Here is a 25,992-nt window from a genome sequence, read left to right as displayed (position 1 = left end):
TTATAGGAAGGTGAATTTATGAAAAAGGGTTTCACAACAATTTTTACTAAAATGTTTTTGGCAATTGTTCTTTTTACTCTCTCTACATTTGAACAACAAGTATATGCTTCGGGAACTAAAACATATAATTTATCTAGGTATGCTATTAATGTAATAGTAAATAATGACGGTTCAGCTAACTTTGAAGAGCGGCTTACTTATAATTTCGACGGTAAGTTTAATGGAGTTACTAGAGATGTTGATTTTTCTATTACAAAAGGCTTAAAAGACAAAAAAGTTTATGTACTGGAAAATTATAATTTAAAAGAACTTCAGCTAAATCCCGGTAATTCTCTTGATGCCACAGGCAAACCAGGCACCTATAACTTTATAGAGGAAGGAACCTTGGCAAGGCTTAAGCTTTTTGAGGTTTCAAAAAATCAAGAAAAAACCTTTGTTATAAAATACAAGTTAATTGATGCTGTTACAAAATATAAGGACATTGCAGAGTTTAACAGAAAGATAGTTGACTCTAGGTGGAAAACTAGATTGGATAACATAAAAATAAAAATAACACTTCCACCTGGAGCTACAAAAGAGGATTTGAAAATATTTGCTCATGGGCCCCTTATAGGCGAATCTTCCATATTAGATAACCGTACTGTAGAATTTACTGTGCCTACAGTGTCACCGGGTACTTTTATAGAAACCCTGGTTTTATTCCCTATAAATCTTGTTCCTGGATCGAGTAATGTAGTAGATGAAGCTGCACTACCTAGAATAATGGCAAATGAAGCTACCCTTGCGGATGAAGCAAATAAAACAAGAGAGGAATCAAGGAAGGAGGTGCAGCAGCAGGTTGAAATGCAAATGCAGCGTAAATCTGTAGGCAACCCTCTAGCAATAGTTCTCATACTGTTATGGTTTCCAATAATTTATTATATATATAAAAAATATGATAAAGAAATTAAACCAAACTTTTATGGCAAGTATTACAGGGAGCTTCCGGGTGATTATACCCCCGCAGAAATGAGTGTTTTAATGTCCTTTGGCAAAGTAAATACTAGAGATGTAATGGCTACCCTTATGGATCTTGCAAGAAAAAAGCAACTTATAATTTCTCAAAATAAGATTACTAAAAAGGGTTTCTTTAATAGTAAGGAGATAGATAAATATGTAATTACCTTAAATGAAAAAGCACCATCAATAACTTTAAAGACGCACGAAGAGTTTTTGATAAACTGGTTTATAGATAAAATAGGAAACGGAAATTATGTTGCCCTTGATGAAATAAAAGATTATGTTAAAGAAAAGGGTGAAGCACTAGAATTTAAGGCTGATTATGATAAATGGAATACACTCGCATGTAAGGAAGCTGCTAAAAATGATTTTTTTGATCAAACCTGTAAAAAGGGAATCTTACTTGGAACATTAGCAGGATTTTCTTATTTATTAATTGGAATAGCTGTTACATTACTACTGTTTACTCCAATTGCTGTAGTTGCCATAATTCAAGGGGTTATAATGGTGATTTTCTCAACATTAATAAAAAGAAGAACAGCATATGGAAATGAGCAGCATGCAATGTGGCAGTCCTTCAAAAACTTTTTAAAAGACTTCAGCAGATTAGATAAAGCTGAAATTCCGTCTATTATATTATGGGAACACTATCTTGTTTACGCCATCTCTCTTGGCGTCGCAAAGGAAGTTATAAAACAGCTTCCTATTGTTTTCAGCGATGAGGATCTAAATAATAATAATCTCACCTATATGTATGGGGCAAGCTATGGTTACTTCAGTGGCTTTGGTGCAATGTTTGATGATACTATCCATACCGTGGAGGGCGCAATTTCCACAGCACAAAGCGTTGCAAGTTCTGAGAATTCATCATCTTCTGGTGGTGGTGGTGGCTTTAGTGGCGGTAGTTCCGGTGGCGGTGGCGGTTGTGGCGGCGGTGGCGCATTTTAATGCGTCATAATTAAAAAAGAATAAAGGAGCGATTTTTATGTTAATTCCAGTAATTATAATATCTGCACTAGTACTGATACTGATTTTTCTTTATAATAACCTCATAATCAAACGTAATAAGGTGAGGAATTCATGGAGCCAAATAGACGTACAGCTAAAAAGAAGATTTGATCTTATCCCTAACCTAGTTGAAATTGTAAAAGGCTATGCTAATCATGAACGTAGTACCTTTGAAGAAGTAACCTCAGCCAGAACTAACTATCTTTCCTCAAATACACCTGGCGATATGATGAAGGCTAATGGTGAGTTAACACAGTTTCTTGGAAAATTGTTCGCTGTAGCAGAAGCATATCCAGAACTTAAGGCAAATACAAATTTTCTTGAGCTTCAGGGAGAATTGTCAAAAGCAGAGGATAAAATTAGCTATGCAAGGCAATTTTACAACGATGTTGCTATGGATTACAATAACTCTGTACAAATGTTTCCATCAAGCCTGATTGCAAGCATGTTTAGTTTCAAAGAAGAACCTTTCTTCAATGTGGATGAGAAAGAAAAGGCTACTCCGCAGATTAAGTTTTAGCAAGACAAATTGTATTCCCAATTTGTTAATGTCCCCCGGGATATTTCCCTAAATAGCTTGAGACTGAGATTGATAAAAGAGCATCCAAACGGATGCTCTTAATTTATTACTTCTTCATTTAATTCAAATTCATCTTCTCGAATCTTCACAGCTCTCCGCAGGAGATGATTTAACTTTTTGTAATCTATCAGTATCTATAACAATTTCTGAACCATCAGTAACTAATTCAATAAGTAATGGTTGTGTTCTATTGTGTAGCAAGTCCTTTATCTTATCAACTTCATCATTTGAGGTTATCTGTATAGCTTCTACTCCCATAGCTTCTGCAATAGAAGCTATACTTTTTTTAGCAAATTTAACTTTGCCTTTGCAACTTCTACCATATAGTACATTTAATCCATTATTAACAAGCCCTAACATTGAATTATTTACAACAAAGTAGATAATAGGTATATTATATTCTTTAGCTGTTAGTATTTCCATTCCATTCATGTAAAACCCACCATCACCTACCATTACAGCATATGTTCTATCAGGACTCGCTAAGTACGAACCTACAACTCCCCCTACACCGGTTCCCATACATGCGTAATTTATACTTGTTTGAAAATCCATTGTCTCCTTTATTGGCATATACTTAAATAAATAATTAAAAAAGTCCCCCATATCACTTACGAAACAAGTATCCGCAGGTAGTAAGTCTGATATTTTTTCAGCAAATAGTCTTAAAGACATACCTGTATGGTTCTTTACATAAGGCTTATTCATCAAAGGTTTAATGAATGGATTTTCCTTTACTGATACATTGTTACTAATTAAAGTTACTGCTTGTTTTAGGTCATAACAAACAGAAATATCTTCCTTATAAACTTTATTAAACTCCGCTACATCCCAGTCAATTCTTATAACTTTTCTATCTTTAACGAGAATATCCTTGTAATCCCTTGTTGCGGCTTGTCCTAAAGATGAACCAAGGATTAATAGACAACCAAATTGTTCTTTCTCTACATACTCCACAGCTCCATCTGCTGAACAAAATCCATAATTTCCAATATAATAAGGGAAGTCTGTGTGCACAACTCCTTTACCATTGGGTGTAGACATTATAGGCCATTTAAGTTTTTCGCTTAATGCTTTTATTTCTTTACTAATACCTCTTGAACCTCTACCAACTAAGATTAATCCCTTTTGAGTATTATTAATCTCATTAATAGCTTCTTTTAAACTTTTTTTATCAAACTGCATTGGTTCAATAACTATTTTATTAGTAGGAAGAATTCCTACTAATTCATTATTTTGAATATCAAAAGGAATTGATAATGCAACGGGACCACATGGTGGTGTCATGGCAATTGTAATTGCTTTTTCAATCTCTTCAATAACTTCATCTTCATTTAAAATATTTTTCGAGTATTTTGTTAAGCTACTAAGCAATTTTATATTATCAAATTCTTGTAAAGCACCTTTTCCCATGAAAGACCTTTTTATATCCCCATTTATAACAAGCATAGGAAGTTTATTTCTTTGTGCGTCTGCAATTCCATTGATGGCATTGTTTACACCTACACCACCTGCCAACATACATACCCCTAATTTATTTGATAAATCAGAATATTTTGTAGCGCAGTAAGCAGCTCCTGCTTCATTCTTTGTTATTATAAATTCTATATCACTGTCATTTAAAGCATCCAGTATACCCGCAAATGTTGCAGATGGTATTCCAAATACGCACTTCACTTCATTAAGTGTAAGTGTCTTTATTATTGCGTCAGCTATTCTCATATGCTATATCCTCCATCAATTTCAATTAGTTTCTTTTATAAATTAGGCTATGTTAGACAATATTGAGCTTTATTTCTATGTTCCATTCATTACATAAAATCAAGCTCATATTTCCAATATATTCTATCATATGAATAATTTATACATTTTCATACTAATTGTAACATAATTTTCAAGTATTATGCATAAGATTTTTTGAAAATAATTAGGTTTATCAATGGTTACGTTATCAATGGAACTATATGCATTCCTATGGCAATCAACAAAAATAAGAATACCAAATTAGGTACTCTTATTAATAGTAGTCTTTGTCCCCCATATTATTTTGAATTTAATATTATAATTTGAGTTTCTAAAAAAATAGGATGTTGATTAAAATTGCTTATACAGAATATTTATTTTAAATATGTAGAAAATAATAATATTAATATGTTTTAGGACTTGGTTAATAAAAAAGATGAAATGAAATAACTTTTTTTAAAGAAATACTTGAAATGTAATTTCAGTTATGCTAATATAATCTCATAAGATGAAACCGTACACAAAAGAAAAATGAGCAGTAATAAAGGAGGAAATATGGATATATTAAACTTAAAAAAACTAACAACAGAAAGTAGAAATGAAAATACCATGGACATAGATAAGATTTCAACCTTAGAAATGGTAAAAAAAATAAATAATGAAGATAAAAAGGTAGCAGAAGCCGTGGAAAAGGAACTTCCTAAAATAGTAGAAGCCATAGATTGTATAGTTGAAAGAATGTATAAAGGAGGGAGATTAATTTATATAGGTGCAGGAACTTCCGGAAGACTTGGAATTTTAGATGCATCGGAATGTCCACCTACATATGGAATTTCTGAAGAACTAGTACAAGGGATTATAGCAGGTGGTAAACAAGCTATGTTTAGTGCAATGGAAGGAGCTGAGGATTCTAAGGAACTCGCAGTAAAAGATTTGAAAAATAAAAATATAACAGAGAATGATACAATAGTAGGACTTGCAGCATCAGGTAGAACTCCATATGTTATAGGAGGACTAGAGTATGCAAATGAAATAGGAGCATTATCCATTTCAGTTACTTGTAATGCTAATACACAAGTTTCAAAGGCATCGAAAATATCAATAGAACCAGTAGTTGGAGCAGAAGTTGTGACAGGATCAACAAGATTAAAATCAGGAACAGCTCAAAAACTAGTATTAAATATGTTATCAACAGGAGTTATGATAAAGCTAGGTAAAGTATATGGCAACCTTATGGTAGATGTAAAATCAACAAATGAAAAACTAATTGAGAGAGCTAAGTTAATAATTTGCGAAGCAACAGGAATAGCTATTGAAGAAGCATCACAAATATTAAATAAAACAGATTTTGATGTTAAGCTATCAATATTCATGATATTATCAAATCTTAGTAAAGAGGAAGCAAAAATCATATTAGACGAAAATAAAGGATATATAGCAAAAGCACTAAATAATATCTAAAATAGGGAGGAAATATTATGGTAAATAAAGATATAGCTAAAAATTTAGTGGAGCTAGTTGGAGGGAAAAATAATATAAAATCTGTTACAAACTGTATGACGCGATGCAGATTAGAACTTAAAGATTTTTCAAAAGCTAAAATAGATGAAATAAAAAAATCTGAAGGAGCCCTTGGAGTGGTTGAGTCCGAGGGACAATTACAAGTTATTTATGGACCAGGCAAGGTAAATAAGGTAACTGAAGAAGTCACAAAAATACTTGGGGGAAATGTAGTTTTAGGGGAAGATGCAGTAGCAGAAACTAAAAGTAAATTAAAAGAAAAGAATGATACTAAGTTTAAAAACATACTAAAAAAACTAGGGAATATATTTATTCCCTTAATACCACTATTCGTAGCTTCTGGGCTTGTACTTGCGGTTAATAATATAGCAGGAGTATATTTTGGAGATGTATATAAAACCACAACTGCAGCTCAAATAATAGCTCTTATAGGCAATGGAGTATTCTCTATATTATCAATTTTAGTTGGTGTAAATGCAGCTAAAGAATTCGGTTCACAAATGCCAATGATGGGTGGAGTATTAGGTGGTATCCTTTCATCGCCAGCACTTGCAACGATAACTCTTTTTGGAACAGCATTAACTCCAGGACGTGGGGGAATTATTTCAGTAATATTAGTAGTAAGTTTAGCTTGTTACATTGAAAAGGTTTGTAGGAAGTTTGTACCCGATGTATTGGATTTATTCGTTACACCACTCGTTACACTTACAATTTCAGTTTTAGTAGCATTATTTATACTCCAACCAATAGGGGGATTTATTTCAGATAGTATAGGTTTAGTCGTAGCTCAAACCATAGCATCAGATAATATGATAATATCAGTTATATCAGGAGCAATATCAGGAGGGTTATTCTTACCACTCGTTATGACAGGAATGCACCAAGCATTAACTCCAATACATGCAGATTTAATAGCTAATGTTGGATTTACAGTATTACTTCCTATATTAGCAACAGCTGGAATGGCACAAGTAGGAGCTACTATAGCAGTACTCCGAAAAACAAAAAATGAAAGATTAAGGAAAGTAGCTAAAAATGGATTAATACCAGGATTTTTAGGAATAGGAGAGCCATTAATATATGGAGTAACATTACCACTTGGAAAGCCATTTGTTGGGGCTTGTTTTGGAGCAGCACTAGGTGGAGCGGTTATGGCAATATTTAAGGTAGGAGCAGTTGCATTAGGTGTATCAGGATTACCACTCGCATTATTAATTGCAAATGGAAAAATGCCAGTATTCTTATTAGGTGTATTGGTATCCTATATAGGTGGATATTTCTTTACTAACATGTTAGGTTTTGAAGATCCAGTAGAATAGCAATTTATGATTTGAAGGAGGGATTTTTATGAGTTATGGTTTTTCTATTTATTTTGGACTAGACAATACAAAGGAAGAAAATATAAAGTTATTAAATGATGCTCATAAACTTGGATTTACTAGAATATTTACCTCATTTCATATACCAGAGGCAAATTATAGCATATTAAAGACTGAGGCACAAGAATTTTTCAAGTTGGCTAAAAAATATAATATGGATATAATAAGTGATATTTCTCCTAACACATTTAAGTTTTTAGACTTAAATGATATGGATTTGAAGGGACTATTTGATATGGGGGTTAAGACTATAAGAATAGATTTTGGATATACAGAAGAAGAAATATCTAAAATGAGCAAAAACACTTATGGAATTAAAATTCAACTAAATGCATCAACAATAACTAAAGATTTTTTTGAAAACCTAGATAGATATCCCCCTAACTACAAAAATATTGATGCATTACATAATTTTTATCCAAGAGTGGGTACAGGTATTTCAGAAGAATGTATGAAAGAGAAAAATACTATTTTAAGTAAAAGAGGAATAGAAGCTTCTGCTTTTGTACAATCAAATAATAGAAAAAGAGGTCCATTATATGATGGATTACCAAGTTTAGAAGATCATAGAGATATAGAGGTAAGAGAGGCTGCGAATCATTTGTTTGCATTAGGAAATAAATCTGTATTTATAGGTGATTCACTTCCAAGCAAAAAAGAACTAGAAGATTTATCTGGATTAAATCCAGATGCAGTAGAGCTTTTTATAGAATTAAAAGAATGCGATACTGTAACCCTAATGTTACTTACTGAAACTTACACCCAAAGAGAAGATGAGGCTAGAGATGCTATAAGAGCTAGTGAAAGTAGATTAATTCTTAATGAAAATAAAATAAAGGCATTAAATACAGTGGATAAAAATTATGGAGATATTATTATAGATAACGAAAATTACATGAGGTATATGGGAGAATTACAAATATTAAAAACAAGTCAAAAGAGTGATTATAGGACAAATGTTGTAGCTTCTGTTTTACAAAAGCATATTTATCTATTAAAATATATAAAGGGTGGTAGAAAATTTTACTTTAATATAGTAAATAATTAGAGCTACCATCAAATGTAAATAGGGCGTGATATTATGAACGTATTACAATATATAAGGCAAAATTACGATAGTTTTACAGATAGTGAAAAATTAATAGCAGATTATTTATTAGAAACTAAGGAAAGTATCATATCAATGTCAGCTAAGGATATAGCCTATACTACTAAAACATCAGCTCCAACAGTTGTTAGGTTTGCTAAAAAAATAGGTTTTAATAGCTTAAATGAAATGAAGCTTAAGTTATCTATAAATTTAGATAAAATGGATCAAGAAATAAGGTTTCAATACTTAGATAAAGATTTAGGAACAAAAAATATAATTCATGTAATAAAAAATTCAGTAGCCTCTATCATGGAACAGACAGTTAGATTGTTAAAGGAAGAAGAACTAGATAATGCAATAGAATTACTTATAAATGCTAAAAATATATATATATTTAGTGTAGGAGTATCAGCTTTAGTTGGTCAAGATCTTTATTATAAGTTAAGCAGGATAAATAAGAGATGTATATCACATACAGATACACATTTGCAAATAACCTCATCTATATTAATGGAGCCAGGTGATGTAGCAATAGCAATATCCTACTCAGGGGAAACAAGAGAAGTTATTAAATGTGTAGAAAATGCAAAAAAGAGGAAGGTTCCAGTAATAGCAATAACAAAGGCTAGTGTAAATAATAAGATAGCTGATATCTCAGATGTAGTATTACGTGTGCCAGCAGTAGAAAAATCTTTAAGGGAAGGTGCAATTAGCTCGAGAATATCACAGCTAGCAATAATAGATATGTTATTTATAGGCATGGTTAGAAATAATATAAAAGAAGTTGAAGAAATTTTAATTGAAACAAGAAAAGCAGTTAAAGAATTGTATAAATAGGGGAAGTTAAGTATATTGGTGTGAAAAAACCAAGATGTTATATTGAATCAAAAAAGCCACAGTACATTTTTTACTGTGGCTTTTTTATTAGTTTGAATGTAGGTGGTTGGGTACCTCAACATCTATTAAACCTCGTGAAATAAAATCTCCAAACTATATTTCTGCAAAATAAATTTAGCTTTGGATATTATTGTTAATTTAAAGTATAATATTTATTTTATAACCACACTTTTGACATATATCATCACTAGTATTAACATGGAGCCGGTATCCCTCTCTTGCAATAAGCTTGTAACTGCACTTTGGGCAATAAGTTGAGTTATCCGTGCCTGCTACATTACCTAAATATACATAGTTAAGATATTTTTTTGCTGTATACCTATCTTTATACATTACCTCAACTTTTGTAGCAGGATTATCCATCTTATAGTTTGGAAAATATCTTGATAAATGAAGTGGAATATCTTTATTTAATGAGGCAATAAATCCTGCAATTCCCTCAATTTCTTCTGCAGAATCATTTTCTCCATTTACGAGTAGAGTAGTTACCTCTACATGACACTGTTTTGATGCTATTTTAATAGTATCCATAACAGGTGTCACACTGCCTCCACATATATCCTTATAATACTTGTTATTTAACGCTTTTAAATCAATATTCATAGCATCCACATATGGAAGAAGTATCTTTAGAGGTTCTTCTTTAATATAGCCATTCGTAACCACCACTATATTTATATCTTTTACTGTTTCTTTTAATAGTTTTGATGAATTGTATACATATTCATACCAAATAGAAGGTTCATTATATGTAAATGCTATTCCAATATTCCCTTCCAGACTTTTGCATATTTCCACTAACTTTTCTGGTGGTACATATTCGCTCTTTGCTCTCCCTTGGGATATGGAGTAATTTTGGCAAAAACCACAGCTAAAATTGCAGCCAAAGCTTCCTACAGAAAGTATGTTGCTTCCTGGCTTAAAATGATATAGTGGTTTTTTTTCTATGGGATCTTGAGCCATAGAAGTTATTTCTCCATAATTTATCGTATAAAGTTTTCCCTTGCTATTTACCCGTACATTACATATGCCATGACCGCCTGCTGGAATATGGCAATTATGAGGGCAAAGTTTGCAATAAACTACCTCTCCTTGTTTTTCATAAAACAAAGCTTCTTTTTCCATAATTACCACTCCTATTTATGCCTTATAACCTCAAACTTTTCTATAGAATATTTTTCATTTGGGGAAATTGATGCTTTATTTAATACTATACTTATCTGCTCCTCTATGGTCTTAACACCAGCAAGATCTGGTAATAGTAGTCCACTCTTTCTACCGCTTCTCACAATAACTCCATATTTTTTTGGATCTAGTTGTTCTTTTAAAACTGCTATAGGCTCCGTTAAAACATCTACGGAAAACACAATATCCTCAAGTTCTCCCTCCGATACATGACTAAACCTTGGGTCCCCTTCTCCTGCTTCAATGGCATTTCGCATTATTTCACTTGCTACACTTTCTGTTACTGGAAAAATTGTGCCTATGCAGCCCCTTAACTGTCCAAATTTTTTAAGAGACACAAATACCCCTCTTTTATTATTTATCATTTCCTCTGTTACATAGTTTGGTTGATCCATGAAATTACCCTCTATTAGATAATGAGTAAGACTTTCTCTGGCAAGCCTAACATAAACATCTTCGTTATTTACTCTTTCCTCATATTTTTTTCTTTTTTCATTAGTAATTTCTGATAATATATCTCTATCACTGTTTTTAAGGTCAAATTTCATTACCGCATAGCCCACTCCGAAGGTGCCTTCATAGGAAAGGAGTTCTCCCTTTATTTCATTACCTTCCATTGCTCCAAGCATTATATAATAAGACTTTAAGCCACATTCTCCAGCATTTTCAACCATTTCTGGATTTATATTAAATACTCCTGATACATCACCTTTTGTCAATAGACTTATTATTTCGGCATCAAACACTTCTCCATAGGGATTATAATCATAAGGTCCTTCATCTTTAAGATGATGTGAAAGATCACCACTTCCAATAAATACAGCATTTTCATTGCTCTCCTCTATTGCCTCTTTAATGAGTTTACCAAATTTATATAACTGTATAGGACTAAGCCCCCCATAGGTAATATGAACAAGCTTAAAAGAATTATACCTATCAACAACAAAATACAGTGGAACTATGCTGCCGTGATCTAATTCATATTCTCTATCGTATTTTTTAAGAAAACTTGTGCTTACTTCTACCGTTGGTATATTATTACCGCGTGCCTTAGCCATAATTTTCCCTGTCAAATCCATGTCTATTTCAAAATTCATAGAAACTTTTGACGCCCCAAATTGCTTTAAATTTCCTGAAATAGAACTTTCAAAAGAAAGAGCTATGGCATCTGAAAACATAGTTCCATGTGGTGTCACTACTATTATTACTTCTGGTTTTAACTCTGATATTTCGCCTCCAATGCGCACGCAAGCATCGTATGTGTTTTTTATCTTTTTTTCCTCTCCACGTCCCACCTCTGGAATTATTATAGGTGGATGTGGCATTGTATAAAAAGCTTTTATTTTTCCCGTTGTAATCACCTCTCCTATTCATTACTTTAAATCTCATTTAAATAAATATCAAGTCAGTATTCTAGCCTAATCTATTTTTATATGCATAAATATTTTACCCACTACTTAGTGTTCATATCCATAAAGGTTTTTTAGCATTAGCTTAGTTAGTCACTTTATAATAAATAATGTGTTTTCAATTTCCTCCACAACAACTAAGTTTTCTATTCTTATACCATGCTTTCCGTTAAGAAAAGATTAATTACCATGTGTATTTCTACTATTGTTAATATTTTTCTATTGATTTTTATAATTATTGCTATACTAAGAAATGGATACGAGAAAGTCAGTTAAATATAAAGAGGCTACAGCCCATAAAATAATATTAAAAGACCCATCTGACGCTAGGAGGCCACTGAAAAACTATAAAAAAAATCGTCATCGAATTAAAGATGGCGATTTTTTTTATGTAAAAGACTAAAAACAAAAAGGAATTTTAAAAGATATGTCGAATTAGTATAGTAGACTAAAATAAAAGGGGCTATACTATTATGCTAAAAGGACAATTGGAAATAAAAATAAATACATACCATAGCTTATATTCGTTAATTATTCCGGAAGATAACATTTTAAAGCAAATTAATGACCTTATTGACTTTTCATTTGTTTATGATGAATTGGTGGTTAACTATAGTTCATCTATGGGTAGAGGTGCTATTAACCCCATAATGCTATTTAAATATTTACTTTTGAAAGTAATATATGAATTGTCTGATGAAGATGTTGTTGAAAGAACTCTTTATGATATGTCCTTTAAATATTTTCTAAATTTAGCCCCAGAAGAAACAAATTTAATAAACTCAAGTACATTAACTAAATTTAGAAAGCTTCGCCTTAAAGACATGAATTTATTGGATTTATTAATAAACAAGACTGTAGAACTTGCTATAAAAGAGGGAGTTTTAAAAAGTAAAGCAATAATAGTTGATGCTACGCATACCAAGTCACGTTATAACCAAAAGTCAGCGAGCGAAGAATTATTGAAACGTGCAAAAAACTTAAGAAAAACATTGTATGGAGTACATCCTGGTATTAAAGAAGAGTTACCTAATAAAGTTACAACTGGAGTACTTGAAGATATTCTTGAGTACTGCAAATTATTAATTGATAGCATAAACGAGAAGCCAGAAACTGCAGCAAATCCAGCTGTGAAAACTAAATTAAACTACTTAATGGAAGCTATTAATGATGACTTAGAAAATCTAAAACTATCAAAAGATGAGGATGCAAAAGTGGGGCATAAAACTGAAGATAGTTCTTTTTTTGGATATAAATCACACCTTGCTATGAGTGAAGAACGTTTAATTACAGCAGCTGTTATTACAACTGGCGAAAAAAGTGATGGAAAGGAGCTCATAGCCTTAATAGAAAAAAGCCGTGAGGCTGGTATAGATGTTAATGAAGTAATTGGAGATACAGCTTATTCTGAAATGAAAAACTTAAAATATACAAAAGAAAATAAAATTGTATTAATTTCAAGACTAAATCCTGTAATTTCACAAGGAATGCGAAAAAAAGAAGATGAATTTGAGTTTAATAAAGATGCTGGTTTATTTGTATGTCCGGCAGGCCATATGGCTATTAAAAAAGCAAAACAGGGAAAGAAGAATGTTGGTAAAAATCAAGTGCTAACTTACTATTTTAATGTAGAAAAGTGTAAAAATTGTGTTCATAAAGATGGGTGCTATAAAGAAGGTGCTAAATCTAAAACTTATTCGGTTTCAATAAAGTCAAATACTCACAAAGATCAAATAGAGTTCGAAAAAAGTGAGTATTTTAAAAAACGTGCTAGAGAACGTTATATGATAGAGGCTAAAAACAGTGAACTTAAGCACCAGCATGGCTATGATGTAGCAACATCGTCAGGTTTAATTAGCATGCAAATGCAAGGTGCGTTATCAATCTTCACTGTGAATCTAAAGAGAATAATCAAGTTGAAAGGCATGAAATAAGGCTTTTTTAACTTAAATATAAAAATATAAAAAGAAAAAGCATGAAACATCCAAAAATATGGGTATTTCATGTTTTTTCTGTTCAAGCCTAAAAAACTTACTGAAAAGAGAGTGCTTTTTTCAGTGGCCTCGACGCTAGATGGGTCTTTCTTATTGTTAAATATAACATCTCATCTTCAAAAGGCATTGGATGCTATCAGAAATGCAGGTCATCTATTGAAACATGATGACGTAAAGCGACTTTCTCCTCTTGGATATGAATTTCTGTACCGGGACTACACCCCCCCAGAACTTCCAAACATATATGGGATTCAACATTAGTTAACACATAAAGTACTATAATAACAACCTCTTTAGAACAAGGAGGTTGTTATTATGGTAAAAATAAAAGTCAGATATGATCGGGAAGAACTAATAATGGATTTCTTAATTAGTTGGTTTGATTTTATATCCACTTTTATCGTCTAAACTTTTTTGTCCACCCGTTTTATAAAAATTCAGAGGAGCTGTACCTATTGCTCCTTATTATCTATAGATTTTCAACAAAAAATAAACTAAAAATAAATAGATTCAATCTTTAACCTTTTTATAAATTGTGTAGTCCAATAGGTCACGTGACAATACACCTGGACCATCTAAGGTAGCAACGGCTGAATTATTATCTACAATTTTATTTGAGAGAACATATCCCTCAGGACCTTTCGTAAGGCTAACTTGTACATCGGGACATGCCAACATATACATTAATGAAGAGTATTTTTCGTTTATTAAGAAATATTTCTTACCCTCTCTTTTTGCCCAAGCTTGTGAAACACTTTCTGTTAATTTATTTACATCCTCTTTTTGTGCTACATACAAACTTGATATTGTTTGACCTAGAAATGGAAAAGTTGCATAGCCGGTTTGCTTAATATAAATTTTCCCATTTATCTCTTTTACGAATTATGGATAGAAATTTACGCTATCCCAGCCTAATCCGTAGCCCAATGTATTATCAGTATCTTCTGACCAAATACCTTTTAGATATTCCTTATTCTCCATTGCCTTTAGGGATTCCATTTGAATTTTTAGTGAAAGTTGTTGCAAAAGTACATAAATCTTCTGCACTTGAATAAATCCCACCAGCACCAAAGGCATTTACGTTTTCTACTGGTAAAGCACTAGAAATTCCATTATTATATGTCTTAGCTAATCTATCTCTATCAAAGGTTTCAGCAATCTTTGTAGTTCTTTTACTTTTCGCTTTATTCCGTGTTGTACACCAGTTAGAAGTCGGCACCCTTTCGGGTATGTCATTTGACATTATCTACACAGTTATTTCTTATTTCTGTTGGTTTAAACCATAGTAGCTTTTGCTTTTTCTAACGTTCCTTTACCCTCTAAAGAGTTGTATCTTCCTTACGGTCGACCTACCATTTCCATGGACTCCATAGGGCTTATCAAGTTTGACTTCCATTAGTTGCGAATGGGTTAGGTCTAATCAATACACCGACAGATATTTGGGTAGTTGCATATGCACGTCCAAAGTTGCATTTTCCTATCTGTAATGCAATATCTAATCATATCCTATCTATTGCTGCCGTTAACGACGCTTAATCATAGACCTTACCATTCTTTCCCTTGCCCATGACCATCTTGGATATTAGATAATCAATTAGCCTTTTCCTCATGCAACCCACCCCAGAGTTACTTCTGACGCAGTTTCAGATGGGAATGTCTTTACTACTAAGACAGCAGATTACTCTGCACTAATATTATTACAAGAAGAAGCCACTTCTTGTCGCACTTAGGCATCCGGCTCCCCATATGAACCAACTATCACATAAAACATAACATTTATTCGCTGGTTGTGGTAAGGATTTTATAAACTCAATTGCCATTTGGATTTTACTCATGTTTTCTTTATCGTAGATTGCAATTTTGGAATCTTTTCAAAGTCTTTAACTATTTTTATTACTATCAAGAAATTTCAACATTAGGATATAATTCTTATTACAAATACATTTTTTAATATTAATTGTTTCTATAAGGGTAAATCTTTTTTTTGAAATGAAATCGAACCGACTGTATAAGTAATTACTGCTATACAAAGAAGAAGACATATCTTCCATATCCATGCATTCCCCCCCGAAGTGATACCCTCTACATCAAATAAAGATACTATTGTAAAATATTTAAAGCTATCAAATCCTTTAACACCAGACTCTGAGAACATTTTCAGCATATTAAACATCATAAATATTATACAAATTAATCCGCCTGAACTTGTAGCATTTTTGGAAAGATTAAATATTCCTGAAAACATAAAACAGATTCCGCCCAATGCAGCTACACATACAAATGCACCAAGATTTAGTTCAATAACTGTTTTTAATGCAATACTGTCTTGAATAACTACACTAGTAATGGTATGAACAAGTGTTGTAGATAAAAACATTACCGACAGCGAAAGAAGCATAAATATTATTTGTGTAGATGCTACAGTTGAACGTTTTGTCGGTGTTGAAAGTATATATGCCATTGAACCCTTGTCAACCTGTGCTGCAAGAAGTTTATTCGCTGTAACCATTACATAAATAGTAGGAAGTACTATACCAAGCATGCCGTAAAACATTGTATCAACCAATCCTGAACTAGCAATTCCTTTCATGGACGTAAGCTGTAAAAGAATTAAATCCATAATAACTGTCATAACAAGCCAAATTCCCCAATTTGATTTTATTGACTGCTTAAATAATGGTAAACTAAACATTTTTATTTCCCTCCTGTATCTTTATTTCCTTTTCAATAATTTGTGTATAATAGAATTCCAATGTATATGGAATATATTTGATATATCGTATGTTGTATTTTGCAAGTTCGGCAAACAGTTCATTTATGTTGCCATCATCTACAAACAGCATTAGATGTTTATAGTTATCATTCTTACGATGTATCTTAAATTTTTTGCTGTTTGCAAATTTCTCATATTCATTTGTATCCTCAAATCCAACCTTGTAGATCTTAGCCATGTCTGGATCACGCATTGACCTTTCTACAAAATTTATAAAATGGCCATTATGTATGAATGCAACAGCATCACATGTGGCTTCCAGTTCCTTAAAAATATGACTGCTCATGAATACTGTCTTACCTAAACGCTTATGTTCAAGTATAAGCTCAATGAGCATATCCCTCATAAGAGGATCAAGCCCAGTAGATGGTTCATCCAACAAAAGAATATCTGGTTTTGACATAAATGCTGCAACTAATGCAGTTTTTTGCTTCATCCCCTTACTCATTCTTCTAAGTTCTGCATCTGTATCAAGTTTAAACATATCTATAAGTTCATTAGTATATGTCATATCTTTTATACCAAGAAATTCTGCCTGGAGTTTTAAAAATGTAGTCCCAGTACCAACGTCAGGAAAATCAATTTCACCAGGAACATAACCTATAAACTTCTTAATCTCAAAAGCGTCTTTCCATGCATCCATGCCAAGTATGGAAACATTGCCCTTATCAGGCTTTACGAATCCCATCATACTACGAAGTGTAGTTGTTTTTCCACTACCGTTTGTTCCTACAAGCCCATATATCTGGCCTCTCTTAACGCTAAAATTAAAATCGAAGATTCCTCTTCCATTACCGTAATCCTTGGTAATGTGTTCAACTTTTATGATTTCTTCCACTTTTAACACCTCCAAACGTTTTATCATTCTTATAGAAATGCATAAAAAAATCTTCAAGACTTATAGAAGCCTCTGAAAACCCAGTAACATTGTATTTTGCAATCGTTTCTAGGAATTTATTTGTCATTGCATCTTCCATAACTATTACAACTTTATTATATTTATCATTTTTATAAGTTATTTCAAATCCTTCATTTAAAAAATGATTATATTCATCCTTTGTTTTGAGAATGACATTAAATTCTTTCCTTAATCCATGTTTTACATCTATTGCATTAAGAATTGTTAATATCTTTCCTTCCTTTATAATGGCTATCCTGTCGCATAATTCTTCAATCTCACTAAATATATGACTAGAGAGAAGGATTGTTTTTCCTCTTTCCTTTTCATCATGAATAAAATTAATAAACTCTTCTTGCATAACTGGATCCAGACCACTTGTGGGTTCATCCAAAAGTAATACATCAGGATCACCCATAAAGGCTGCAATAACAGCCAGTTTCCTTTTTTCCCCTATACTCATAAGTTTCACATTTGGTGAAGGATCCATATGAAATCTGTCTATAAGATACTTAATTCTTTCATCATTATTTCCGTTTTTACGTAATCCCTGCATCATTTTTATGAACTGCCATCCTGTTTGTCCATCAGGAAGTGCAACTTCACCTGGAAGATAACCTACATGCTTCAATATTTCACTATACTTTTCACTGCAGTTCATTCCTAATATTTCTGCGGTTCCACTTTGCGGTTTTGAAAATCCCATAAGCTGTCTCATCGTTGTAGATTTTCCTGCACCATTTGGTCCAAGAAAACCTAAGGTCTCACCTTTTGAGACTTTAAAACTAACATCATATATTCCTCTTCCATGACCATAATCCTTAGTCAAATGACTTACTTCTATATATTCCAAATTTATTTTCTCCTTTCCTGAAGGGTCATGCCGTTCATGCCCGCTAATTTTTATTATTCCAACAGCTTGCTTTTTTTTACATTCTTTATAGATCACATCATAATAAAGCAATCTCAACATTCCACAATGAGGTTTGATGCCCAATTCATGATATGGATTTGGAAAACAAATCCTCGTGACAATTCTTTCAAAATGGCAACATTTTCTCCGTTCCTATAGTTTCTTTGTACATTATTTAGTTTGAGTCCAACATAGAATTCACTTCCTTTTGCGTTATATGCATTAGTTTACTAGATAAATATCAACTGAATATCAACAAAAATCACAATTTCTGTTGATATTCAGTTGATATTTTAGAGTCATTATTTTATGCTATACTTATATAAATGGAGGTGTTCATAATGGTCAGAATATTAGTTGTTGAAGATGATACAAACACAAGAAAACTGATGTGCGCAGTTTTAAAACAAAATGGATTTGAAACATTGCAAGCGAATGATGGTGTAGCCGCACTTGAAATTATGGATAAACAGCACGTTGATCTTGTTATTCTGGATTTAATGATGCCAAACATGGGCGGATACGAGCTGACAAGACAGCTTCGACTATCGTGGAAAAACCTGCCGATTTTAATGGTGACAGCAAGACAGTCTCCGAAGGACAAACGACAGGGTTTTATTGCTGGCACAGATGATTATATGATCAAACCCGTTGATGAGCGGGAAATGGTGCTGCGCATCAAAGCGCTACTCCGCAGGTCACAAATATCAAGTGATCATAAGCTCACTATCGGCGAAGCAGTGCTTGATTATGATACGCTTACCGTATCCCGTGAGCATGAAGTGTTTACACTGCCGCAAAAGGAATTTTACCTTTTATTCAAGCTGCTCTCATACCCAAACATGATATTTACCCGTTTACAGCTCATGGATGAGATATGGGGAATGGAATCCGAAACCGATGACCACACACTTAATGTGCATATTAACCGCTTAAGGGACAGGTTCAGGGATTGGACGGAGTTTGAAATTATAACGGTGCGCGGGATCGGATATAAAGCGGTTAAAAAGGTATGAAACACCAAAATGTAATCAAAAAAAAGTTGAACCTTACCACCTCACTAGTATTGTTTGTTTTTGCAGTCATGATATCAGCACTCATGTTGACTATATTCATTATGATGGTATTTCACCATATAGGTTTGCTTTCATTATCAAACACCGACAGTACGAACATACGCGGAGACAAACTTTACGGATTTTTATTTGCACTAATCGGGTTCTGTATTTTTCTTGGAATAACAATCACCATTTTTTTTAGTAAAAAAGCGCTGGGTCCCATCCGCAAAGTGATTGACGCCACACACAAGATCGCCGAGGGTGATTTTAGCCCTCACCTGGATATCAAAGGCGTTGGCGAGTTGGAAGAATTATCACAGAGCTTCAATAAAATGATACATGATCTGTCATCCCTCGAAATGCTCCGCAGCGATTTTGTCAATAACTTTTCCCACGAATTCAAAACACCCATTGTATCCATCCGAGGTTTTGCCAAGTTGCTTAAAAACAGTAATCTCAGTGAGGAAGAAAAACAAGAATACCTTGATATTATTATTGCTGAATCTGAACGTCTGGCGGAACTTTCCACCAATGTTCTTAATCTGTCTAAATATGAATACGTTGAAATCATTTCAGATAAATCCCTATTTAGACTGGATGAGCAGATCAGAAGGTCAATTATTATGACAGAACCGAAGTGGTCTGTAAAAGAGATTTTTGTAAATGTAGAACTGGATAAAGTGATTTTTAACGGAAACGACGACTTAACACAGCAAATCTGGATTAATCTGTTGGATAATGCAGTCAAATTCTCTTATCAGGGAGGACTTATCAGTGTAAGTCTTTTAAATTCAACCGGTGGCATCCGGTTTTCCATTCAGGACAATGGAGCCGGTATGGATGAACAGACTAAAGCTCACATTTTCGATAAATTTTATCAGGGCGATACTTCTCACTCCAAAGCGGGAAATGGCCTGGGTCTTGCCATTGTAAAACGAATTGTAGAGCTGTTCGGCGGTACCATAGAAGTGCAGAGCGAACTTGGAAAAGGTAGCATATTTACCATTTTACTGCCGAATGAAAGAGTATAATAAAAGCTGATCATCTTGGAAATTACTTTCTCTTGTCATTGAGACCATTGGTTATATAGATAATGTTATAATAAATATTTTACTATACATTAAAAATAAAATAATTTTTAAGTAAATAATGTTCTATCATAGTAAGTTACTTTTACCTGATGTGCAATATTCTTAACTGTAATTTTCTTCTTCATTATAGTATCCATATGATACTATAATGGGGTAGTGCTCGCAATTTGTGCAAAAGTCCCATTAAGAAAAAACAGTTACCATAAATTCAATTTAATTGAAATAGGTAACTGTTTTTTATTAGCTTGCTTTTAATGGTCTCATATTATTTACTAAATCATAATCATAATTATCATCAAAACTATACTGTCCAATAAAATTTATATGTTCCCATCCTAAAGGAGAAATATGCTTCATATATAATTCATTAACTTCTTCTGTTTCTTTTAGTTTCTCAATAACTTTAGGTAAATATAATGTATTCCAAAGGGTTATTGAATTTATAATCATGCTGAGAGCAGTAGCTCTTTGTACTTGTCTTTGAATATCTTTATCATAAAGCATTCCGTGTTTTCCAAAAAATAAAGCTCTAGCCAAAGCATTTATTGCTTCACCTTTATTTAATCCCGTATTGATTTTTCTTCTGAAATTCTCATCCGAAAGATAATCTAATATGAAGATTGTTTTTTCTATCTTTCCAATTTCACTTAATGCCTTCGCTAAACCATTTTGTCTTGAATAGGAGCCTAATTTACTCATTATTAATGATGCTGATACTTACCTTGTTTTATTGAATGGGCAAGTTTCAATATATCATCAAAAGTGGATTATAAGATGCATTTAAAGTTTCAACTCCTGTTCTAACTCTTACACCATCAGATGCCCAATATCTAGCATAAGGTTGCTTATGCTTCCTTTCTTTAATTTGATTACTAAGTTATTCAAATTTTCATCTAGGTTTTTCCTATAACTTTCTTTAGTTTCCTTATCTATACCCGCAGAGGCCGAGCCATTCAGTCTATTGAATGATTCTGTTAAAGTATTCTTGTTCATTAAATAAGCCAATGAACAGAATTTTGCTTCTTTATTTCTGCGAGTTACTTGTGCTATGCTTACAAGTTTTGTTCTCACTGTTATTCCAGTTCTAAACCTGGGCAGTGTTTCTCTTTTAAGCGATTTCATATGTTACTCTCCTTCCTTCCTCCGGAATTACCCGTTATCTTTAGTACTATGAGAGTATCCGACTTCCTACTAGCATTTGCGTTCCTTACTTCTTCAGTTTGTACTGCATACTTTTCATTTGAAAAGACCAAGTAGGATCTCCCCGAGTTTCCGTATATTCTCAATGTTTAGCTAGGTAGGGCCTCTGACTACGGATGCGTTTATTTGCACTCGCTTTAACGCACAAATAAATGTTGCTTTCCACGTACGTGAACGTTTCTGCCACATCATTGACCAACTTTTCGAAGCTCAATACCATTCACTGCTGGGTTACCATGAGAATAGGTAAAGCTCCGATATTTTTACCTCGGCTTTTTCCCCTCTCCCAAACTGTACGGGCGACTTTCATCGCATACAGCTTTCCAACGTTTCTATGAATTTCCAACATATTTATATTGCTTATTTCTAAGCTACTAAATCAATCAATTCTTAACTCTTTTATGAAATTTTTTATTTACTATTGTTAATAGTCTTTCGGGAGTTTTACTATGTAGTATCCTATGTTCTTCTACACTTAATACACACAAGTTATCAAACGTATCTTTGCCGTTTTTACCACGTGGTGTTTTATGGTGACAATGATATTCTTCAACAGACACAAAATCGCCCGACAAATAGCTTTTACCTTTGCAACTACTATATTTGCTAATTCTAAACTCACAATACTTACTGCTCTCATTTGACCACTTCGAATTTTCTACTAGATATTTTATATCTTCCAGTGAAACTCCAGGTTTATGATTTTTCTTTTCTCCATAATCATATGGGTTAGGCCTAGTTACTTTACCTCTAATAGCATGTGTTAGATTACTATCCCAATTAGCCCAACCTATCTGCACTATAGGAATTTTACTACTTCCATACAAATAGTATCCAGTTTTACCCCAACTATTATATTTTCCATTCATAAAGTTATCCTTAAATTCTTGATTAGTTGTAAATGTAGTTTTATCCTCCATTGTGTTATAAAATCTCTTGTAAATCCGCCATCCTAGCTTTCCAAAGCTTTCGTTAAATTCATTCATCCCTCTAAAATAGTTATGTAACCCTATTATATAGATATTCCAAGCCATTATGTTTTCATATTTAGGTTCTTTCTTAATCTTACTCAACTTTATTCTACATTCCTTAACAATTATATCTGCTTTATCTTCTGGTAAGTCATTGACACAATGCATATTTCTAGTCTTATTATATTTATTATTCACTTTCCTTAAACTAAAGTTATATCCTAGATATTTCATATTATCATTATTCAAATCATATATTTTCGTCTTATTTTGATTGATTTTCAATTTCAAGTTCTTTGTTAAGTACCTATTTACGCTATATTTAAATTTTTCAGCGTGATATTTACTTTCACAAAGTATAAGTATATCGTCAGCATATCTTACATGAATACCAATTTTCAAATTAGTATATCTCATATTTCTTCTACAGTTACCATTACTATTAACAAACTTTTTCGTACTCTTATCATGCCAATCATCACCTTGGTCTCTTAACCAAACGTCAAATCTATGCAAATAAATATTAGATAGTAAAGGTCCTAATATACTTCCTTGTGCACTTCCTTTAGGGTCATATATCTTACACCCTTTTTCAAAGTATCCTTTTTTAATGAAACGATATAAATAATTCAAAATCACTTTATCTTTAATACCGATACTCCATAACTCTCTATACATTACATCAGCATCTAATGTTCCAAAATAGTCTTCCATATCAACTGATAATACATAAGGCATAGTTGTGCATTGATTTTTAACTTTAGCTATTGCATTATGTGTAGATACTTGCTCCCTAAATCCAAATGAACTAATTGTATACATTTCTCAACTAGTTTGTCCCACACACTGCAAATACCTATTGGTCTTCTCTTTCCATTCCCCTTAGGAATATACACACGTTTTACATAATCCATTTTCTTGTTATATAGTCTCTCTCTAACTATTACTGCTAGTTCACAAAAACATCGTTCCGTTAAAGTATCATAGTTTGAGCCATCAGGGCCTTTTGTCATACGACCTTTACTTTTCCCTAATTGTCTTACTGCTAACATAACATTCTCTTCCGAGCAAACTAATTCGTGCAGTTTACGCATATCTATTCTATTATTCTGGAAATTTTCAAATCTTTTTTTCATATCTACATAATAAATATTGTTTGTACTCATAGGAGTCTCCACCTCCTTTCTGTACGAATAGTCTCTTTCATCTAATTTGGCGAATTAGAATTTACAAAAATAATTTTATACACTAAAACGTCTAAGGCCCTTTCCTTTACCACATTTCTTGATATGATATCCAAGCGGTACTACGGCCCCTCTGTTAACCTATTAATATTCTTTCTTAGCTTACCCTTTCGGTGCAACTAGTCCTCAAACATTACAGAATCGACTTATTAATCCTTATCCGTTAGGTCAATCACCTTTACCGATATATTCTCCTTAAATATTGCACTTAGAACTCCTCTTTACTCCGTTTTTCTCAGTTCTTACCTGGTTAGGTTTTACACCTAATCTATAACCACCATAAGGTTATCCTCCATCTGTACCCAGGTATATACATTGAAGTAGAAAAATTAATTCAACCTCCCATCTGAACTAGGGATAGGCATCATTGATTACGAAATTTAACAACAAGGAAATTATATTCATATGCAACAGTACCCGAAGTGTGACTTTACAGCCAGTGTCTCCGTCTTCACCTATGCTTCGCAACATTACATTACTGCAACGCTGGCAGGAGTATTAGTAAGCCTCAGTATCCATAAGATTATTGGCTCCTATGCCGGACTCGAAAATATCAGTTAACTAACAGAAACCATTTCTTAAGTAACTATTCTATCAGCCTAGAAAGCTTATCATCACTACTACACAACGTTTTCGCTAACTAAAAAGGTCGCACACCCAGTCAATTCTACCTCGCTAACTTTCTGTCTACGCTTAAAATGTTACGTTACCGCAACATCTCTAAGACTCGATACAAAGCGATTTGCTAAATCTTACCTTGACAGGATTCCCACCTGCTAGAATATACGCCCTGTCGGGACGCACCACGTATGTCAGCTGTACCCGAATATAAGGTAGTCCAATATCGGACTACCTTATTGTCACAATTAAAGAATATTATGGCTAACTAAAATCTAACTTACAATTTATACAGGCAAAACTTATTTTATTTTTGTCAAAATTAAAAGGATATAATACAACAATAATAATAATATAATAAAAAGCGATATCAATATATTGTAAAACGATATCAATATATTGTAAAACGATAAATTATGTGTTAAAATCATTTTAGAATAAAGTTAGTGAGGTGCTTTAAATGAATGTTAAACATGGTTCAACCACTTTCTTAAAGGTAATTATTTTTCTGATTGGAATTGCGGTGCTTGCTTTGTGTATCTTTTGGTTACCTAGGCTAGCCATTAGAGAACCAAAAGCACATCCAAGGGACTACTCGCTATATCCATTATTAGGATATGCTTATGGATGCTGTATTGCGTTTTCTGTTGCATTGTATCAAGCTTTTAAACTATTAACCTATATTGAAAGGAACAATGCTTTCTCCGAGTTATCACTTAAATCTTTGAAGGTCATAAAGAAATGTGGTTTAACAACCATCTTCTTTATCGTGTTAGGGATAGTAACCTTAAAGGTAATTGCTAAAGTCTCAGGGGATGACCCAGCAGGTCCTATATCATTAAGTCTAATGGGTATTTTAGCAACAAGTATCATCACCGCTATTGTGGACGTGCTTCAAAAACTATTAAAAAATCTTCTAGATACAAAACCAGAAAATGATTAACGTTTTGATAAAATTCAATTAGTGATGTTCTTTTTATGAAGCAAGTTACGACACACTTTTTAAAGCTAGCTGCTATTTTTATAGGAATCCTAGTTCTTGCATTGTGCATATTTTTGGTGCCTGAGCTGGCTTTTTCGGTGATTTGACGGTCTGAGGTAGCACATCTTTAGGTGAATATACTCATATCAACATTATTGTCTAACAGAGCCTAAATTTTATATACAAATATATTATATAAAATTGAATATATTTCCTTAAAAAAATTATAACGCATGTATTTTTTTGTTAATACATCCGTTATTTCCATTAAATATTGTGCTATTTTAAGTGCTAAAGCCTATGCTATTTAAGTGATTTGCACTCATAAACGAAACCCGCTGCTAATCTCAGATGATTTTTTATTTTGGTTCACTATAACGTTTATTATATTGAATGGTTTTTATGGTTTAAAAGTGCAAATTTTTTATATGGAATTTGG

The 25,992-nt window shown here is 32.7% G+C and carries 22 protein-coding genes; 10 read left to right on the top strand and 12 right to left on the bottom strand.

What is annotated here, in order from left to right; translation table 11 throughout:
* Nucleotides 1–18 precede the first annotated feature (18 nt).
* Nucleotides 19–1,947: a DUF2207 domain-containing protein gene (locus tag ACWJKS_RS06230; RefSeq protein WP_462960737.1), complete on the top strand. Its 1,929-nt coding sequence runs from the start codon at nucleotides 19–21 to the stop codon at nucleotides 1,945–1,947.
* Nucleotides 1,948–1,984: 37 nt separating this feature from the next.
* Entirely contained in the window at nucleotides 1,985–2,527 is a 543-nt protein-coding gene (locus ACWJKS_RS06225) for a LemA family protein (protein WP_462960736.1), read from the top strand.
* Nucleotides 2,528–2,656: 129 nt separating this feature from the next.
* Here ACWJKS_RS06225 and ACWJKS_RS06220 read toward each other — a convergent pair whose 3' ends face one another.
* Complete coding sequence (locus ACWJKS_RS06220; protein WP_165413803.1) at nucleotides 2,657–4,309, bottom strand: thiamine pyrophosphate-binding protein; 1,653 nt, start codon at nucleotides 4,307–4,309, stop codon at nucleotides 2,657–2,659.
* A 576-nt stretch (nucleotides 4,310–4,885) separates the two neighbouring features.
* Between ACWJKS_RS06220 and murQ the strand changes: the two genes are divergently transcribed.
* Genes murQ through ACWJKS_RS06200 form a run of 4 tightly spaced genes read left to right on the top strand, consistent with a single transcriptional unit; the run spans nucleotide 4,886 to nucleotide 9,157 of the window.
* Nucleotides 4,886–5,791, top strand: coding sequence for an N-acetylmuramic acid 6-phosphate etherase (murQ, locus tag ACWJKS_RS06215; protein WP_165413802.1), 906 nt, complete (start codon nucleotides 4,886–4,888; stop codon nucleotides 5,789–5,791).
* 17 nt (nucleotides 5,792–5,808) lie between these two features.
* Complete coding sequence (locus tag ACWJKS_RS06210; RefSeq protein WP_165413801.1) at nucleotides 5,809–7,170, top strand: PTS transporter subunit EIIC; 1,362 nt, start codon at nucleotides 5,809–5,811, stop codon at nucleotides 7,168–7,170.
* 28 nt (nucleotides 7,171–7,198) lie between these two features.
* Nucleotides 7,199–8,278: a DUF871 domain-containing protein gene (locus ACWJKS_RS06205; protein WP_165413800.1), complete on the top strand. Its 1,080-nt coding sequence runs from the start codon at nucleotides 7,199–7,201 to the stop codon at nucleotides 8,276–8,278.
* A gap of 33 nt (nucleotides 8,279–8,311) precedes the next feature.
* Nucleotides 8,312–9,157 (top strand): MurR/RpiR family transcriptional regulator, encoded by an 846-nt coding sequence (locus ACWJKS_RS06200; protein ID WP_165413799.1) that lies wholly within the window; start codon nucleotides 8,312–8,314, stop codon nucleotides 9,155–9,157.
* 198 nt (nucleotides 9,158–9,355) lie between these two features.
* Here the strand turns inward: ACWJKS_RS06200 and amrS are convergent, their stop codons facing one another.
* Nucleotides 9,356–10,342: an AmmeMemoRadiSam system radical SAM enzyme gene (gene amrS, locus ACWJKS_RS06195; protein ID WP_165413798.1), complete on the bottom strand. Its 987-nt coding sequence runs from the start codon at nucleotides 10,340–10,342 to the stop codon at nucleotides 9,356–9,358.
* Nucleotides 10,343–10,353: 11 nt separating this feature from the next.
* A complete protein-coding gene (gene amrA / locus ACWJKS_RS06190) occupies nucleotides 10,354–11,727 on the bottom strand; it encodes an AmmeMemoRadiSam system protein A (protein WP_462961055.1) in 1,374 nt (457 codons plus the stop codon).
* A 557-nt stretch (nucleotides 11,728–12,284) separates the two neighbouring features.
* Here amrA and ACWJKS_RS06185 point away from each other — a divergent pair.
* Nucleotides 12,285–13,745 carry an IS1182 family transposase gene (locus tag ACWJKS_RS06185; RefSeq protein ID WP_462960498.1) on the top strand — a complete coding sequence of 487 codons (1,461 nt, stop codon included), beginning with the start codon at nucleotides 12,285–12,287 and terminating at the stop codon, nucleotides 13,743–13,745.
* A gap of 570 nt (nucleotides 13,746–14,315) precedes the next feature.
* On the opposite strand, the gene ACWJKS_RS06180 is transcribed toward ACWJKS_RS06185, so the two are convergent.
* From ACWJKS_RS06180 to ACWJKS_RS06160, 5 genes are all read right to left on the bottom strand, one after another.
* The gene (locus ACWJKS_RS06180) at nucleotides 14,316–14,603 is read right to left on the bottom strand and encodes a hypothetical protein (RefSeq protein ID WP_462960735.1); all 288 of its coding nucleotides are present in this window, start codon (nucleotides 14,601–14,603) and stop codon (nucleotides 14,316–14,318) included.
* A gap of 172 nt (nucleotides 14,604–14,775) precedes the next feature.
* Nucleotides 14,776–15,048, bottom strand: coding sequence for a hypothetical protein (locus ACWJKS_RS06175; protein ID WP_462960734.1), 273 nt, complete (start codon nucleotides 15,046–15,048; stop codon nucleotides 14,776–14,778).
* A gap of 720 nt (nucleotides 15,049–15,768) precedes the next feature.
* Entirely contained in the window at nucleotides 15,769–16,497 is a 729-nt protein-coding gene (locus ACWJKS_RS06170) for a hypothetical protein (protein ID WP_462960733.1), read from the bottom strand.
* Complete coding sequence (locus ACWJKS_RS06165; protein WP_224578860.1) at nucleotides 16,490–17,416, bottom strand: ABC transporter ATP-binding protein; 927 nt, start codon at nucleotides 17,414–17,416, stop codon at nucleotides 16,490–16,492. Before ACWJKS_RS06165 ends, ACWJKS_RS06170 begins: the two co-directional genes overlap by 8 nt.
* Nucleotides 17,394–18,329, bottom strand: a complete 936-nt coding sequence (locus tag ACWJKS_RS06160) for an ABC transporter ATP-binding protein (protein WP_462960732.1) — start codon at nucleotides 18,327–18,329, stop codon at nucleotides 17,394–17,396. Before ACWJKS_RS06160 ends, ACWJKS_RS06165 begins: the two co-directional genes overlap by 23 nt.
* Nucleotides 18,330–18,730: 401 nt before the next feature.
* Between ACWJKS_RS06160 and ACWJKS_RS06155 the strand changes: the two genes are divergently transcribed.
* Both ACWJKS_RS06155 and ACWJKS_RS06150 read left to right on the top strand, forming a co-directional pair.
* Nucleotides 18,731–19,405, top strand: coding sequence for a response regulator transcription factor (locus tag ACWJKS_RS06155; RefSeq protein WP_462960731.1), 675 nt, complete (start codon nucleotides 18,731–18,733; stop codon nucleotides 19,403–19,405).
* Nucleotides 19,402–20,478: a HAMP domain-containing sensor histidine kinase gene (locus tag ACWJKS_RS06150; RefSeq protein ID WP_224578854.1), complete on the top strand. Its 1,077-nt coding sequence runs from the start codon at nucleotides 19,402–19,404 to the stop codon at nucleotides 20,476–20,478. Before ACWJKS_RS06155 ends, ACWJKS_RS06150 begins: the two co-directional genes overlap by 4 nt.
* A gap of 300 nt (nucleotides 20,479–20,778) precedes the next feature.
* Here the strand turns inward: ACWJKS_RS06150 and ACWJKS_RS06145 are convergent, their stop codons facing one another.
* From ACWJKS_RS06145 to ACWJKS_RS06130, 4 genes are all read right to left on the bottom strand, one after another.
* Nucleotides 20,779–21,237 (bottom strand): Tn3 family transposase, encoded by a 459-nt coding sequence (locus tag ACWJKS_RS06145; RefSeq protein WP_462960730.1) that lies wholly within the window; start codon nucleotides 21,235–21,237, stop codon nucleotides 20,779–20,781.
* Between the two features lie 108 nt (nucleotides 21,238–21,345).
* The gene (locus tag ACWJKS_RS06140) at nucleotides 21,346–21,660 is read right to left on the bottom strand and encodes a hypothetical protein (RefSeq protein WP_462960729.1); all 315 of its coding nucleotides are present in this window, start codon (nucleotides 21,658–21,660) and stop codon (nucleotides 21,346–21,348) included.
* 461 nt (nucleotides 21,661–22,121) lie between these two features.
* Nucleotides 22,122–23,531, bottom strand: coding sequence for a reverse transcriptase domain-containing protein (locus tag ACWJKS_RS06135; protein ID WP_462960728.1), 1,410 nt, complete (start codon nucleotides 23,529–23,531; stop codon nucleotides 22,122–22,124).
* Nucleotides 23,474–23,875, bottom strand: coding sequence for a hypothetical protein (locus ACWJKS_RS06130; protein ID WP_462960727.1), 402 nt, complete (start codon nucleotides 23,873–23,875; stop codon nucleotides 23,474–23,476). Before ACWJKS_RS06130 ends, ACWJKS_RS06135 begins: the two co-directional genes overlap by 58 nt.
* 1,156 nt (nucleotides 23,876–25,031) lie before the next feature.
* Between ACWJKS_RS06130 and ACWJKS_RS06125 the strand changes: the two genes are divergently transcribed.
* Complete coding sequence (locus ACWJKS_RS06125; RefSeq protein ID WP_165415061.1) at nucleotides 25,032–25,514, top strand: DUF2975 domain-containing protein; 483 nt, start codon at nucleotides 25,032–25,034, stop codon at nucleotides 25,512–25,514.
* Nucleotides 25,515–25,992 lie beyond the last annotated feature (478 nt).

This window comes from Clostridium sp. CM038 (genome assembly GCF_055081105.1).
This window is presented reverse-complemented; position numbering and strand designations above follow the sequence as displayed.

What these genes read in the sequence shown, in the direction of transcription:
- ACWJKS_RS06230 (WP_462960737.1), top strand. Translation starts at nt 19, where the DNA reads ATGAAAAAGGGTTTCACAACAATTTTTACTAAAATGTTTTTGGCAATT.
- ACWJKS_RS06225 (WP_462960736.1), top strand. Translation starts at nt 1,985, where the DNA reads ATGTTAATTCCAGTAATTATAATATCTGCACTAGTACTGATACTGATT.
- ACWJKS_RS06220 (WP_165413803.1), bottom strand. Translation starts at nt 4,309, where the DNA reads ATGAGAATAGCTGACGCAATAATAAAGACACTTACACTTAATGAAGTG.
- murQ (WP_165413802.1), top strand. Translation starts at nt 4,886, where the DNA reads ATGGATATATTAAACTTAAAAAAACTAACAACAGAAAGTAGAAATGAA.
- ACWJKS_RS06210 (WP_165413801.1), top strand. Translation starts at nt 5,809, where the DNA reads ATGGTAAATAAAGATATAGCTAAAAATTTAGTGGAGCTAGTTGGAGGG.
- ACWJKS_RS06205 (WP_165413800.1), top strand. Translation starts at nt 7,199, where the DNA reads ATGAGTTATGGTTTTTCTATTTATTTTGGACTAGACAATACAAAGGAA.
- ACWJKS_RS06200 (WP_165413799.1), top strand. Translation starts at nt 8,312, where the DNA reads ATGAACGTATTACAATATATAAGGCAAAATTACGATAGTTTTACAGAT.
- amrS (WP_165413798.1), bottom strand. Translation starts at nt 10,342, where the DNA reads ATGGAAAAAGAAGCTTTGTTTTATGAAAAACAAGGAGAGGTAGTTTAT.
- amrA (WP_462961055.1), bottom strand. Translation starts at nt 11,727, where the DNA reads ATGCCACATCCACCTATAATAATTCCAGAGGTGGGACGTGGAGAGGAA.
- ACWJKS_RS06185 (WP_462960498.1), top strand. Translation starts at nt 12,285, where the DNA reads ATGCTAAAAGGACAATTGGAAATAAAAATAAATACATACCATAGCTTA.
- ACWJKS_RS06175 (WP_462960734.1), bottom strand. Translation starts at nt 15,048, where the DNA reads ATGTCAAATGACATACCCGAAAGGGTGCCGACTTCTAACTGGTGTACA.
- ACWJKS_RS06170 (WP_462960733.1), bottom strand. Translation starts at nt 16,497, where the DNA reads ATGTTTAGTTTACCATTATTTAAGCAGTCAATAAAATCAAATTGGGGA.
- ACWJKS_RS06155 (WP_462960731.1), top strand. Translation starts at nt 18,731, where the DNA reads ATGGTCAGAATATTAGTTGTTGAAGATGATACAAACACAAGAAAACTG.
- ACWJKS_RS06150 (WP_224578854.1), top strand. Translation starts at nt 19,402, where the DNA reads ATGAAACACCAAAATGTAATCAAAAAAAAGTTGAACCTTACCACCTCA.
- ACWJKS_RS06145 (WP_462960730.1), bottom strand. Translation starts at nt 21,237, where the DNA reads ATGAGTAAATTAGGCTCCTATTCAAGACAAAATGGTTTAGCGAAGGCA.
- ACWJKS_RS06140 (WP_462960729.1), bottom strand. Translation starts at nt 21,660, where the DNA reads ATGAAATCGCTTAAAAGAGAAACACTGCCCAGGTTTAGAACTGGAATA.
- ACWJKS_RS06135 (WP_462960728.1), bottom strand. Translation starts at nt 23,531, where the DNA reads ATGTATACAATTAGTTCATTTGGATTTAGGGAGCAAGTATCTACACAT.
- ACWJKS_RS06130 (WP_462960727.1), bottom strand. Translation starts at nt 23,875, where the DNA reads ATGAGTACAAACAATATTTATTATGTAGATATGAAAAAAAGATTTGAA.
- ACWJKS_RS06125 (WP_165415061.1), top strand. Translation starts at nt 25,032, where the DNA reads ATGAATGTTAAACATGGTTCAACCACTTTCTTAAAGGTAATTATTTTT.